Raw genomic sequence first — 14,946 nt, 5'->3', positions numbered from 1 at the left:
TGGTACTTAGAACGAGATGTTGAGCCCCAGACGAACACCGTGATCGCTATAGCCATCGCCGATCTGCCCGGAGTAGCCCAGATCGAGGCTCGCTTGCGGGGCAAGTTTGGCGCTGACGCCGAACTGTACCAGCGCGGTGTCCTGGGCAACCGACACGCCCTTGACGCTGAAGCTGTCATAGCCCGCCAGGGTCAGGCGGCTGTTGTCGGTTGGCTCATCGAGCACGTGCTGCCACGCCAGGCTGCTCTGCACGCTCAATGGCACTCCGGCCACTACAGCCGCAGGAGTACTGGCACGCAGGCCGAGGCTGGAATAGGTCGCTCGCTCCTTCTCGCTGTCGCTGCTCAGCGCCGTGATACCGCCATGTTCGCTAAAGCTGTCGCTGTCGACTTCGACGTGGGCCAGGCCTACAAATGGCTCCAGCGTCACATCAGCGGCCTGGACCGCATACCCCAGCTCACCGAATACCTGTGACGTGCTGGCGTCGTAGTCAGCCTTGACGTGCTCTCCCAGGCTACCGACCTGGACATGGCGACTGCTGTCAATGTCGTTCCAGGCATGCGAGGCGCCTACCCGCAAATGCAGGGCATCCCACTGGCCGCCCAGGTAAGCCGTCAGCGAGGTGCTGTCGACCTTGGCCGATGAGTTGCGAGCATCGGCGTCCAGGTCAGTGTTGCCGTAACCCGCCGCCAGGCCCGCGCGCCAGGTGTCGTTCAGCGGCATGTCGATACCCAGCAGCACGCCCTGGCTGTTGTGGTCGAGGTCGGCGACATTGTGGTTGCCGTCGCTGTCACCCCAGCTGCCATAGCCCTGAACCCAGAAGGTCATGCCACTGTCAGCGTCGACATGCAGCACGCCTTCGCTCAACGCCTGGCCCTGGGCACTGCGCAGACGTGTGCCAATTGCATTACGCACATAGCGACTGTCATCGAACAGCGCGCTGCGGGTGCTGGCGTGAATCTCGCCAGACACGCTGTCGTAAGCCAGGCGCGCTTGATCTGCGCTGAGCGCCGCGACCGCGTCATACACGCCACCCGCGCCGGCGGCATCAAGAGACCCGGCTACGGCACGCTGGTTGTAGGTCTGTGCGACCGAAGTGAACGCGACGTCATTGCGCTTGAGCAATAGCGTCGCGCCATTGCTTGCGTACGACACCTGCGGCGTGAGGAAGGCCAGGTTGCTGCTGACGCTACCAAATGTGCCGTTGAGGCTGGCCGCCTGAATGATGTTGTATTGGGTAGTCGGCGACCAGGTGCCGGTGCCGGCCAGGACACTGAGGTTCGCGCCGCCAAGAGAGACGGTCCCGCTGGCGATCACCCGGTCGGAACGGCCGTCCGGATCGGCTTCGATGACCAGCGTCGAGCCGCTGTTTAAGCTGAGGTTACCGTCGACTTTCAAGGTACCGATGGAGTTGCCCGGGTTGAGCGTCGCACCGCTGGCCAGGCTGACATCGCCGATGATGGTGCCATGGCCCCCTAGCATGGCGCCCTGTGTGACATCGACATCACTAGCAAGGCTGGCACTGGAGCCCGCCGCACCGCCGATGATCAGGCTGCCCCCTGCCACGGTGGTGCCGCCGCCGATCGTCGAATTGCCATTGAGTACCTGCTTGCCAGTACCGACCTTGGTCAGGTGGCCAGCACCGCTGATCGAGCCCTCATAGACACTGCTGGCCCCGGCTGCCCCGACCTGCAGGGTACTGCCTGCTGCCAGTGCCAGCACACCCGAACCACTGAGCGCGTCGAGGTTGTTGAGCCCGCCGATGCTGACCGAGGCGGTACTTGCCACGTTCAGGTCGGCATTGCCCAAGGCGGTATTACCTATCAGGCTCAAGGAGCCATCAAGCACGTTCAGCGCCCCGCCGAAGGTGTTGTTGCCGCTGAGGGTCAGCTCGCTGGCACCCTGCTTGTTCAAGTCGCCGTTGCCACTGATGACGCCGCTGAGGGTCAGGTCATGGCTGCCGGCCAGAGTCAGGCTGCCGTTGAGGTCGACCGAGTTGGCCAGGTTGGCGGTGTTACTGCTGTCCAGCGTAGTGCCGTTGGCGACGACCAATGCACCGCTACCAAGCGCGGCGTTGTTGCCCAGCACCAGGGTGCCACCATTGAGGGCAGTGCCGCCGCTGTAGCTGTTGTTGCCGTTAAGGGTCAGGCTGGAGGCGCCATTCTTAATCAGGCTACCAGTACCGCTGACCACCCCTCCGAGGCTCAAGGCGTTAGAGCCGGTAAGGTTCAAGCCACCGTTGAGCACCAGGTTATTGGCTAGGGCCACGGCGCTGTTGCTGTCCAGCGTGGTGCCGCCAGCGGCGAGCAATGCACCGGTCCCCAGTGCCGCGTTGTTGCCCAGCACCAGGGTTCCACCATTGAGGGCGGTGCCGCCGCTGTAGCTGTTGTTGCCGTTGAGGGTCAGGCTGGAGGCACCATTCTTGAACAGGCTGCCAGTACCGCTGACCACGCCGCCGAGCGTCAAGGCGTTGCTGCCGGCAAGGTTCAAGCCACCGTTGAGTGCCACATCGTTGGCGAGGGTCACGGCGGTATTGCTGTCCAGCGTGGTGCCGCCAGCGGCGAGCAATGCACCGCTACCCAGCGCGGCGTTGTTGCCCAGCACCAGGGTGCCACCATTGAGCACGGTGCCGCCGCTGTAGCTGTTGTTGCCGTTGAGGGTCAGGCTGGAGGCACCATTCTTGATCAGGCTGCCAGCACCGCTGACCACGCCGCCGAGCGTCAAGGCGTTGCTGCCGGCAAGGTTCAAGGCACCGTTGAGTGCCACATCGTTGGCGAGGGTCACGGCGCTGTTGCTGTCCAGTGCTGTGCCGCCGGCGGCGAGCAATGCACCGCTCCCCAGCGCCGTGTTGTTGCCCAACACCAAGGTTCCGCCATTGAGCGCGGTGCCGCCGCTATAGCTATTGCTGCCATTGAGGGTCAGGTTTGCTGCGCCAGTCTTGTTCAGAGTGCCCGCGCCGCTAACCAAGCCGTTGAGGGTCAACGCATTGGAGCCGGCAACATTCAATCCTCCGTTGAGCACCACATCATTGCCGAGGGACACGGCGGAATTGCTGTCTAGCACAGTGCCGTCGGCGGCGGTCAATGCCCCGCTACCGAGCGCCGCGTCGTTGCCGACCACCAGTTTTCCGCCGTTCAGAACAGTGCCGCCGGTGTAGCCGCTGGCAGCGTTGAGTACCAGCGTGCCGGCGTCGTACTTGCCCAGCGTGCCACTGCCGTTAAGTGCTACGCCAAGGGTTGCGGTGGTGTTCGGGTCAACACGCACCGTGGTGTTGCCAAGGGAACCGTTGACCAGATTCAGCACCCCGGCACTGCCATTTTGCAGGCCGTATCCATCAGTGACGAATTGCAGGCCGGTGATGGTTTGCGTACCGTCGACCGTCACGCTGCCAGCCGTGCCCTGGAACACTGCGAAACTGTTGGCCCACGGCAGATTGAGCGTACCGTCGACAGTGGTCCAGTTGGTATTGCCACTGCCCCAGGTGCCGTTGCCGCCATTGATCGAGCCGTCGGCGATCTGCTGCGCGCCGTCCCAGAACTGCACGGTGACACCCTGCGCGGTGACCAGCAGGTTGATCTGGTTGCCGATATTGGTCTGCAGTTGCAGATCACCCGGGGTCACGCTGCCCGGTACGCTGCCGATCAGCAGGCCGTTGTCGGTGAGGCCGCCGGAGTAGTTGATGACCCGGTACACGCCACTGCCGAAACCGCCGATATCACTGACGTTGAGATTGCCATCGAGGGTCAGGTTGCCGCCGACGTTCAGCAGCGCACTGCCGCCGCCAACGACCGGCACGCCGAGGCCGACATCCAGGCTGGAGTTGTCGTTGAGCACCAGTGAAGCCACCGACAATGCACTGCCGCTGGCCAGCGCCAAATGGCCGCCATCGGTGACGGTTACCGCGCCACCGAGTGTCCCGCTACCGCCCAGAGTACCGCCGCTGTTGATCAGCACATTGGCGCTGTCCAGCGACCCGTTGACCTGCAAGGTGCCGGCGTTGACGTGGGTGTCGCCGGTCAGGTCGCTGATGCCGCTCAGGGTCTGGGTGCCGCTGCCGAGTTTGGTCAGCCCGCCGTCACCGCTAAGGATGCCGGCGAAGGTGCTGCTGACGTTGTTCCCGCCCAGGCTCAGCGTATTGCCCGTACCGATCAGCGCCGTGCCGCTGCCGGTGAGGCTGGCAAGTCTTCCCGAGGCGGCAAGGTTGAGCGCCGCGCCGCCGCCAAGGTTGACCGTAGAGTTGTTGCCCAGCGCCGCACCGCTGAGGGTGGTGAGGCTGCCGGACAACACATCAAAGGTGCCGCTGAAGGAGTTGTTGCCGCTCAGTGTCACATCGGCCAGACCGTTTTTCGTCAGCGTACCGGCCCCGGCAATCACGCCGCCGAGGGTCAGGTTGTTGTTACCGGCCAAGGCCAGATTCGCGTTGACGTTGACATTGTTGGCGAGCACCAGCGGTGCGGAGTTGTCGAGGGTCGAAGAGCCCGCGACGGTCAGCGCACCGGAACCCAGTGAAGCGCCAGTGCCGAGCGTCACTGTGCCGGCGCTCAGCGTGGTGCCGCCGCTGTAAGTATTGATGCCGTTGAGCGTCAGGTTCGACGCGCCGTTCTTGATCAGGCCGCCAGCGCCGCTGACTACACCGGCGAGGGTCAGGTTGTTGCTGCCGGTGTTGCTCAGGTTGGCATTGAGCACGACGTTGTTGCCCAGGCTCAGCGCGCTGTTGCTGTCCAGCGCCGAAGCGCCTGCCACGGTGAGGTTGCCCAGGCCCAGCGCCGAGTTGCTACCGGCGGTCAGGGTGCCCGCATTCAGGGAAATGCCGCCGAGGAAGTTGTTATTGCCGCTCAGGATCAGGTTGGCCGCGCCGTTCTTGGTCAGGCTGCCGGCGCCGTTGACCGTGCCGTTGAAGGACAGGTCAGCCGTGCCGCCAATGCCGAGGTTGCCGGCTAGGTTGACCGCATTGTTCACCGACACCTGCGTGCTCGCATCGAGCGTGGTGCCGCCCGCCGCGTTCAGGGTGCCAGAGCCCACTGCCGAGTTTGACGCCAGAATCAGTCCACCGGCATTCAGTGCCACTGGGCCGAGGAAAGCGTTGTTGCCACCGAGTGACAGGTTCGCCGCGCCGTTTTTGATCACGCCACCTGTGCCGCCGATTCCCCCGTTGAGGGTCAGTGCGTTGCTGCCGAGCACGGTCAGATTACCGTTGAGCGTCACAGCGTTGCCAAGGGTCACTGCCGTGTTGCTGTCCAGTTGCGTACCGGCATTGGCGGTCAGCGTGCCGCTGCCCAGTGCGGTGTTGCTGCCGACGATGATCTTGCCGCCATCCAGTTGCGTGCCGCCGCTGTAGGTGTTGGCGCCGTTGAGCACCAAGGTGCCAGCGTCGAGTTTGTTGAGGATGCCGCCGCCATTGATGTTCACGCCAATGGTGCCGGTTACGCCCGGATCGACCCGCACCGCCGTGGTTCCGCCCGTGCCGTTGACCGCCGTAAGTTGCCCGGACGCGCCGTTGACCAAGTTGTAGCCGTCGGTGAGGAACTGCATGCCGTTGAACAGCTGCGTGCCGTTGACCGTCACGGTGCCCGCCGCGCCCTGGAACACCGCGAAGTCGCCGGCCCACGGCTGGTTGACCAAACCGTTGGCGTCGGTCCAGTTGGTACCAGACGCGTTCCAGGTGCCGCTGCCGCCATCGACGACGCCGTTGGCAATCGTCTGGCTGCCGTCCCAGTAACGGATGTTGACGTTCGGCGCAGACACTTGAATGTTGATTTGATTGGCCACCCCGGTTTGCACCACCAGATCGCCGAGGCCGTAGCCGACGGGCGCGCTGGCGACATCAAGGCCCAGATTGGTCAAGGCACCGGTGTAGTTGAACAGGCGATACACGCCGACACCGAAACCGCCGGCATCGGTGACGTTGAGATTGCCGTTGAGGGTGAGGTTGCCGCCGACGTTCATCAGCGACGTAGTGGACGGTGTCCCTAGCACCACGTCAACGCTGCTGCCGGCCGCAAGGGTCAGCCCACTGGCAGACAATTGGTTGCCCGACGACAAGCCCAGATGCCCGCCGTTGTTGACGTTGACGGTACCGAGCGCCGAACCGGTACCCGTCAGGGTACCGCCGGTGTTGACGCTGACCTGCGCGCTCGCCAGCGAACCGCTGAGATCCACGGTGCCGCCATTGATCGCGGAGTTGCCGGTGATGCCGTTGATCCCGGTCAGATTCAGCGTGCCGGTGCCGACTTTGGTCAGGCCGCCACTGCCACTGAGGTCACCGTCGAACGTGCTGGTGCTGTTGGCGAGCCCCACGGTCAGGGTGTTGCTGCCAGTGAGCTGCACGCTGCCGCTGCCGCTCAACGCGCCCAGACTGGCATCTCTGCCCAGATTGAGGCCGGCACCGGCGCTGATGTTGACGCCGGAAGTCGCGCCCAGCGCATTGGTGTTGAGTGTGGTGACGCTGCCGGAAACGATGTTCAGCGCACCGGTAAAGGTGTTGTTGCCAGCCAGGGTCAGGTCCGCCAGACCGTTTTTTGTCAGGCTGCCAGCACCGTCGATGATGCCGTTGAGGCTCAAGTCGTTGTTGCCCGCGACGGTCAGACCGGCGTTCAACGTGATCGCATTACCGATACCGAATGAAGCACTGTTATCCAGGGTCGCTGCACCGCCAACGATCAATCCACCGCTGCCCAAACCGTTGGCATTGCCGAGGGTCAGGGTGCCGGCATTGAGCGTGGTGCCGCCGCTGAAGGTGTTGTTGCCGTTGAGGGTCAGATTGGCCGCGCCATTTTTGATCAACTGACCGGTGCCGCTGGTCACGCCGCCGAGGGTCAGGTTCTGTGTGCCGTCCACGGTCAGCGCGGCATTCAGGGCGACGCCGTTGCTGAGGGTGACCAGCGGCGAATTGCTGTCCAGCGTCGCGGCGCCAGCGACGGTCAGTGCTCCGGTACCCAGAGCCGAACTGTTGCCGACAGTCAGGGTGCCGGTGTTCAGCGTGGTGCCGCCAAGGTAGTTGTTGGCGGCGTTGAGAATCAGATTGGCCGCACCGTTTTTCACCAGACTCCCAGCGCCGCTGACCAGACCGGTCAGGGTCAGATTCGCCGTGCCGCCGACGTTCAAGGCACCGGCCAATGCCACCGCATTGTTCAGGCTGATGGCGGTGTTGGCGTCGAGCGTGGTCTCTGCCGCCGCGTTCAACGTACCGCTGCCCAGCGCGGTGTTGCTGCCGACAATCAGTTTGCCGCTGTTCAGCGCGGTGTTGCCGAAATAGGTGTTGGCGCCGTTGAGGGTCAGGTTGGCAGCGCCGTTCTTGACCAGCCCACCGATGCCGGCGACCGAACCGCCGAGGGTCAGCGCATTGGTGCCGCCCAGGGTCAGCGTGCCGGCGAGGTTGACGTTGTTGGTCAGGGTTGCCGCGGTGTTGGCATCCAGCGAGGTGCCGTTCGACGCGTTCAGTGCGCCGGTGCCGAGTGCGGTGTTGGAGCCGACGACCAGTGAACCGGCGGTCAGAGCCGTGGTGCCGGTGTAGGTGTTATTGCCTTTGAGGGTCAGGCTCGACGCGCCGCTCTTGATCAGGCCGTTGCCGCCACTGATCACGCCGCCGAGGGTCAGCGCGTTGGCGCCGCCGGCGGTGAGGTTGGCATTAAGAATGACGTTGTTGTTCAGGGTCTCGGCCGAGCTGCTGTTGAGGGTGCTCGCGCCCGCTACCAACAAGTTACCGGTACTGAAAGCCTGATTGTTGCCGACCTTTACCGTGCCTCCATTGAGCGTTGTGTTGCCCAGATAGATGTTGGCAGCGCTGAGGTTCAACTGACTGGAACCGATCTTGGTCAGGCCACCGCTGCCGGAAATCACCCCGCTCAGCGTCGTGTCATTGGAGCCTTGCACCGTGACACCGCCGGCGCCGAGCGAAATCAGGTTGCTGATGTTCAACCCGGCGCTGCTCGCCTGCAGGATCCCGCCGTTGGAGGTGACCACACCGCTGCCAAACGTGGCGTTGTTGTTGAACTGGGCGATACCGCCGTTGAGCGTGGTCGCGCCGCTGACCAGTGGCCCCTGCAAGGTCCAGGTGCCGCTGTTGATGGTCAGGTTGTTGAAGTTGACGTAAGTGGAGCTGGACGCCGTGCCTACCCCCGTAGTGCCGCCGCCGACGCCGATCGGGTTTTGCAGAATCAGGCTGTTGGTGCCGCCGGCACCGCCATCGACGGTGCCGGTCGGGGCGAAGGTCAGGTTGATGCCGATCAGACCGCCGAGGCCTTCCGAGACCTGAGTGCCGTCGCCGACCTGCACAGAAGAGCCCGTCACCGCCGTGAAGGTGTTGGTACTGTTCGCCCCCATCGACACACCGCCCGTAATCGCACCGGCGTTGGTGAAAGTGTTGCCCGCCGCCGACGTCTCGAACGCGATCCGGCCGTTGATGACGCCGGTGCTGCTGTTGGTCATGTTGACCTGCGAGCCGCCGTAGACCCCGACCACCGGGGTATCGGCCAGAGTAATGCCGCTCCCCAAAAGCCCGGTTGAGGTGATGGTGCCGTTGTTGGTGATGCTAGTGGTGCCGGTCGCCGCGTTGTTCACCGCGATGCCCAGGCCATCGATGCTGGTTAGGTTGAGCCCGAGCAACATGCCCGTTCCGCGGATGATCCCGGAGGCGTTGTTGAGGACGCTGACGGTGCTGGAGGCACCGGTGCCGATAAACGCGCCACCGCTCAACACCGACACCAGGCCGAGTAGCGCCGGGTCGATGGTGCCGGAGTTGTTCAGGCTGATGTTGACCCCGGTCAGGTCCATCACATGGCCACCGAGGGTGGCGTTCATCTGCGCCCCGCTGTTGACGTTGACCGTCAGGCCATTGGTGGCGCTGGAGAAGTTGTTGAGAAACAGCGGCAGGCTCGGTACACCGGTGCAAGTGACCGTCGACCCGGCGGTGCTGCAGGTTGCAAAGGCAGTCGAACTGAACCCTGTGCCGAGCAGCATTGCGGCCAATGCCAACTTGCCTGTACGCCGCGAGCCTTTGCGGCAACGCTTGCTGAATTCGTGAGTGACCGCCCAGCAACCCAACGAGGCGTTCCATACCAATGAAAATACATGATTCATTGCGATCACATCCTCGTAGTTTGAAAAAGTATTCCCGATGGAAGGGCCCGGGGCTGAAGGCGAATAATGATGGCGCTTAGCCATTTATCCAACTGTTTTTTTTGTTTTGCGGGTTCTGGCAGCAACAACCCGAGATAGAGCGCTTTCTGATTTCGAAGGCTAGGAATACCGCCTCACCGCTGGGCAGGAGCATTGAAAATCTCCGATCTGTCACAGGCACTGCAACGGTGTTGACCTGAATCCGGTCTCTCCCTACGCGACAGGCAGAAAGCAGCCAAAGCGACCACCACGCACCGTGACTGTTCCACCCTTGTCCTCCCTCAACCTGGAGGACAAGCCATGAACTCAATTGCTACATATCGCCATCAGCCTTGGAACAAGGGAAAGGCCGTCCGGCAAAAGGCGCCGCTCCGAGTCAGAGATATCTGGGCCATCCGCGTAAGACTTCAGCTTGCTGAGAAGACACGGGATCTGGCGCTCTTCAACTTGGCTATCGACAGCAAACTGCGTGTCTGTGACTTAACTAAGCTGCGAGTCCGAGACATAGCCCATGGGGAACATGTGTAGTCACGGTCCATCGTGATGCAGCAGAAAACCCACCACCCAGTGCAATTTGAAATCACTGAGCAAACCCGAACGGTTCTGGAGGCTTGGATGCATCAAGCTTACTTGCACAGCGAGGATTTCTTGTTCCCGAGCCGTTTGCACGACTCAAACCATCTCTCCACCAGACAGTACGCTCGAATAGTCAAAGCGTGGGTGACCGCCATTGGCCTTGACCCAACAATGTACGGCACTCACACGCTACGGCGAACCAAGGCATCGTTGATTTATCGCAGGACAAAGAATCTGAGAGCAGTTCAACTCTTGCTGGGACATACGAAGATTGAAAGCACCGTCAGGTACTTGGGCATCGAGGTCGATGATGCCCTGGAAATGGCAGAGCAGACGGAAGTCTGACCATCCACTGCGACGGTCCACGACAGACCGTCGCTATCCGGCCGATTCTGTTGAAAAAATCGGTTTTCTCAAACTGCCAGAATACTGATCGGCGAAAGCATCTTTTTTGTACGCTGCTACGTGAAATCCGAGTCCGAATACCTCTGCGCCGATTCTAGATTTCAATCTCAGACGCGTACTTTTCTGCCGTGAAAACCACGCTCGACTTTTTCAACAGAATCGGCCAAAAGCAGTCAGTCGTTTGTATCTAGAAAATGCGGGGCGATTCACCAATCAGCTAAGCCATAACGCGATCCGTAGCAAAATTTGGTTACCAGAAAACGAACGATGAACCAAGAAATCGACACGCAGAAGTGTCCTGCGCGCAATCGCCATCAGGCGCTGGCTTGGGATACTGAACGGTCGGGAAAAGCTCGGCGCCCAGTTACTGCTAGGCTGTGTATCACCTGATCGTTTTTGAAGTTTGTCAGGCTGGTAGTGCGTTTTTTGAAAGGCCTGCTAGGGGAGTGTGAAGGTAGTGCGAAACCTCAGCTTGCATCTTAGGTGTTGGATCGCATTGACCGTCACAATTGCAACGGTACTTACCGTCCTGGCGGTATTGGTAGTTCTCCAGCACGACGCCATGCTTTCACATTTGACACGCCAAAGACTATCTGTTGTGGCCGAGGCAACTGCCGCACCGTTTCGTGATGTGGCGGCCATGGGGCTTCCACTCACATCAGTGCGCAACTCTGAAGGCCTGCTCAGTCGCGCCAGGGAAACGGATCCTAATATTTCCGGCATCGAATTATTGAGCGCATCCGGGGATATTATTAAGTCAACCGGTGAGACGCTTGACAGCGAACTTGCAGATGAACTGTCGCATGCGCAGGTATTGAATAAGGATGGCAAGTGGGACCTTGAAGACACTAATTCGGTGGCCAGTGGGCGATCCATAGTGAATGAATCGGGCACTCTACTTGGCAGCGTCGTTGCGATTTATCCAAAAAAGGAGCTGCAAGACCGATCGGCACACATTCGCAAAGACATCACACTGGCCTCCGTTGCCTTGCTGGCGATCTTTTCTGCTCTTTCCTTTCTGTTGTTCAGGTTGAAATTACTTGGCGCTATCGGCGGCCTCATTTCCCTGCAGGCGGGACTCAAGGACACCTCAAACGAAGCGTCTGCGGCACAGTCAGATGTTTCAAACAAGAACTCTACAGGAGAAGACTATGGCTTTTTGACACAGGAAGTCATCACACTTCACAACGATCTCATTGGCGCATCGAAGCAGTACAAGGCTGCAATGAAGGAGATGGGCTATTGCGCTGCAGAGACCATAACGCCAGCGTCACCCTTTTCAAATCCGGAATTACTCAATACTCAGTTGATCGCAATACCGCAAACCGTGCTCGATCGAAACGCCGCACGCCAAATCTTGCCCTGGGCGGCTGCCTTGGTGATCGGCCCGGCACTGTTGCTGGGCGTGGTGGCGTATATAAGCGTCGATCAATCCTTTCATCCAGAGCTTGTCAAACGTACCCAACTCATCGGCACGATAGCCGATGCAACCATGCAGCGCACCGTCAACGCAGGTGTGCCGATTGAAAGCATGGTGGGCGGGACCGAATACTTCCGACACCTCCTCGCTGAGTTTCCGGAAATTTCTTACTTCGGCGTGTCCACTGACTACCCAATCATTGAAGTAGGAGAAGATCAACACACCGCAAGCACCCTCAACCGTGCTCTGAGCAATACCCATAAACTTCCGATTTATCTCAATGGCAAGGTCGTTGGAGCCGTCACAACGCAATCCAATTCAGCTTATATCGCAGAGCTGTTCAAAAGTGTCGCTCTGGATCTTGGTGTGATTGTTGTCGTGATAGTGCTACTGGCACTTGAATTAATTGCGGTCATGATGAGTGTGTCTCTCACGGCACCTCTGAACAGGCTTCACTACATTGTTGCGCTACAAGCCGCAGGAAATTTTTCGACGTGCATAGCTTCTTTGAGCAGGGATGTGGTCGATCAGGTGAGTACCTGCCTCTCCGAGCGTGCAAAAGCTCTCCATGCCATGTTTCATCGTGCACGGCTGGCTGCCGTGAATGGCACCCCCCCCTTGGCTGAAACCGCCGATTTGAATTCAATCGGCAAAGCGTTCGGCCTTCACGATATTGGCCCACGCTGGATTCGTTTTTGCAGCCTTATCGATGTGCGTCTCGCATTATTTCTATTCGCCGCCGCCGATGAAATGGAGACGTCCTTTTTTTCCATATTCGTCAAGTCTGCACACAATCCGATACCTTGGTTGAGCGAGGGTGCGGTCACCAGTCTGCCGCTTACGGCTTACCTTATTGCGGTGCTGACCGTGACACCGTTTGTTCGTCCACTTTCAGAACGTTTCGGCCACCGCAGACTTTTCCTGGTGGCCGCCGCAGCGACGGTCATCGCAAAGCTCGGTATGTGCGTTGCCGGAAATGTCCCGGCGATCACTTTTTTTAACCTGATGTGCGGCGCGGGATATGCATTTGCGTATTTGGCCTGCCAGGATTACGTACTGGACGTAGCGCACAAGGACGAGCGTGCACGCTCGTTAGGTTTATTCTCCGCGGCTATGTTTGGCGGTATTTTTGCTGGCTCTGCGCTAGGTGGCATCCTCGCCGATCGGCTCGGATATTCTGCGGTATTTGTCATTAGTGCCGCGCTGATTCTGGTTTCCGGAGCACTCATCTATTGGCAACTTCCCCACCAGCGCCACGTTGACAGCCGCAAGACAGATAGACCGAGGCGATCAAGTAAGGATGTCTTCGCGACTTTTCGAAATCCGCGTTTTGCAAGCCTTGCATTTGGCATCATCGCGCCTCAGGCAATTTTGGATATGGTGTTCATCTCGTATTTGCTCTCACTACTAATGGAGTCGCTTGGCGCCAGCGCAGCGGACATTGGTCGATTACTCATGATCTATTTCTTGATGATCATTATTTCCGGCTCGCTGTACGGAAAACTGGCCGAACGTGGCGTTAGTGCCCGCAACATTGTGATTCCGGGTTCTTTTATAGGAGGTACCTCGTTGCTTGTTGCCGCCACCTGGCCAAGCATAGGGATGATGGGGTTCGCGATGATTGGCGCGGGAGTTGGCCATGGCTTGGTACGAGGTCCCCAGACTGCAATGGTCATGGATGTTGCCGAAACTTCGCTGGCCCATTTGGGCACCAATTCTGCGATTGCTGCCGCGCGCATCATCGAACGGAGCGCAAGCATTGTGGCGCTTGTATGCATTGCCACTGCTGCCGATTACATTGGCTATGTCGGGGCCATTTACACCATCGCAATCCTCGTGCTGTCCGGAGCGCTTCTATACCTGTCAGCATCAACCCCAAGTCGTAATAACTAAAACAATTGAAGGGAACATTTATGACTGGCTATAGAAGAGTGTTTACGGCGCTACTGCTTATGAGCTTTGTGGGGGCAGTTGCGCCTCCGCTCGTGAATGCAGCCGGAAAGAAGACGATCATGATGGTGGCTTGGCTAGGCTGCGAAGACGTTTGTAAAGGAGTAAAGGAATACATCGCAGAGAACAATATCGATGCTGAAATTCTTGTTCGTGATGCCTCTCAAGACAAAAGCAAATTGCCTGCGTTTGCAGCAGAGGCCCGCGCTTTGAATGTCGATGCCGTGATTACCTGGGGCACTAAAGCAACGCTAGGGATGATCGGCACTCTCAATGATCATGACCCCGGATTTTTGGTTGATATCCCGGTTATTTTTACCGTGGTTGCCGATCCGGTTGGCACCCACATCATTCAAAGCTATGAAAACACAGGAAGACCTAACGTCACCGGGACTCGTAATCGCGTGCCAGAAGCAGTAAACATAAAAAGCATTCAACGGTATATGCCCGGCTTCAGTCACCTGGGCATGATCTTCGATACCAGTGAGCCCAATTCCGTGAGCAAGGTTGCGGAAATGCAGTCCCTCACCGATCAACTCAAGATCAAGTTCGATGCCTTACCTCTTGATAAGGGAGTTGATGGCACACCGACGGCCGAGTCGATTGCTTCTAATATGGCGCAATTGAAAGCCAAAGGGGTTCAGTGGGTGTATTTGGGTTCAAGTACGTTCTTGGAAAAGCAGGGAAAAATCTTCACAGAGTCCGCGGTGGAAAATGGCATTGCGGTACTGAGCCCTTACGAGCACCTTGTGAGTGAGTCCCAGGCTTTGATGTCTGTTGCTGCACGCGATTTCGACGTCGGAAAACTGGCTGCCAAGCAAGCCGTCCGGATCGTCGTAGAGGGGAAAAAGCCAGGCGACTTGCCTGTGCTTGCGATCGATCAGTTTGCCTACATAGTCAATATGGCGGTCGCGAAAAAGCTTCAACTCTATCCGCCGGTGGATTTTCTGCAGTTTGTAGAAAAGGTTGAAAACTAGCGCCGCATTGCCGTTGTCAAACACCACCGTTTCGGTTCTGTAGTCAGATGCGGAATTCACCCGCTGGCAGAACGTCGGTTCGGGCCACCGAGCCGTGCATCAGGGGACGAAAATAGATCCGTTCCCTTTCAGACCTTGTTCAGACCTGTTCTTCGGTACGTGATCCATAATCCTCACCTACCGAAAGATGGGGTTCTCGTTTACCGTGGCATTTCCGGTGAGCAGTTCCACGGCAGCAGCGCTTCGTAGTCGGCCACCGACTGCGCATGTGGCAGTCGCTCCAGTACGTGGGGTCAGCCACGTATAGGGTTCCTGGCCGTTGACCTTGAATGCGGGGTTCATGGATCCCTTACGGTGATGCGATGCTGGGGTGGCCGATTTCTGCCAGTCGCGAAAGGTAGGATACGGCCGATTCTGTTGAAAAAGTCGGCCATGGTTTACGCCGCAGAAAAGTAAGCGCTTGAGATTGAAATCTTTACTTTGTGCAGAGGGTTCCGGGCT

At 59.2% G+C, this 14,946-nt stretch carries 3 protein-coding genes and 2 pseudogenes; 3 read left to right on the top strand and 2 right to left on the bottom strand.

The window, feature by feature from the left end:
- Positions 1 to 6: 6 nt before the first annotated feature.
- Positions 7 to 9,078 (bottom strand): autotransporter-associated beta strand repeat-containing protein, encoded by a 9,072-nt coding sequence (locus CKW19_RS28895; RefSeq protein ID WP_095056196.1) that lies wholly within the window; start codon positions 9,076 to 9,078, stop codon positions 7 to 9.
- Positions 9,079 to 9,417: 339 nt separating this feature from the next.
- Here CKW19_RS28895 and CKW19_RS01265 point away from each other — a divergent pair.
- From CKW19_RS01265 to CKW19_RS01250, 3 genes and pseudogenes are all read left to right on the top strand, one after another.
- Positions 9,418 to 10,038 (top strand): annotated as a pseudogene (locus CKW19_RS01265) (tyrosine-type recombinase/integrase).
- 556 nt (positions 10,039 to 10,594) lie between these two features.
- Positions 10,595 to 13,411, top strand: a complete 2,817-nt coding sequence (locus tag CKW19_RS01255) for an MFS transporter (protein WP_095056195.1) — start codon at positions 10,595 to 10,597, stop codon at positions 13,409 to 13,411.
- A 20-nt stretch (positions 13,412 to 13,431) separates the two neighbouring features.
- Positions 13,432 to 14,445 (top strand): ABC transporter substrate-binding protein, encoded by a 1,014-nt coding sequence (locus tag CKW19_RS01250; protein ID WP_095056194.1) that lies wholly within the window; start codon positions 13,432 to 13,434, stop codon positions 14,443 to 14,445.
- A 200-nt stretch (positions 14,446 to 14,645) separates the two neighbouring features.
- Here CKW19_RS01250 and CKW19_RS29385 read toward each other — a convergent pair.
- Positions 14,646 to 14,841, bottom strand: a pseudogene (locus CKW19_RS29385) (transposase domain-containing protein); the annotation flags it as partial.
- Positions 14,842 to 14,946 lie beyond the last annotated feature (105 nt).

The sequence above is a fragment of the Pseudomonas sp. Irchel s3f7 genome (assembly GCF_900187615.1).
Taxonomy (GTDB): domain Bacteria; phylum Pseudomonadota; class Gammaproteobacteria; order Pseudomonadales; family Pseudomonadaceae; genus Aquipseudomonas.
This window is presented reverse-complemented; position numbering and strand designations above follow the sequence as displayed.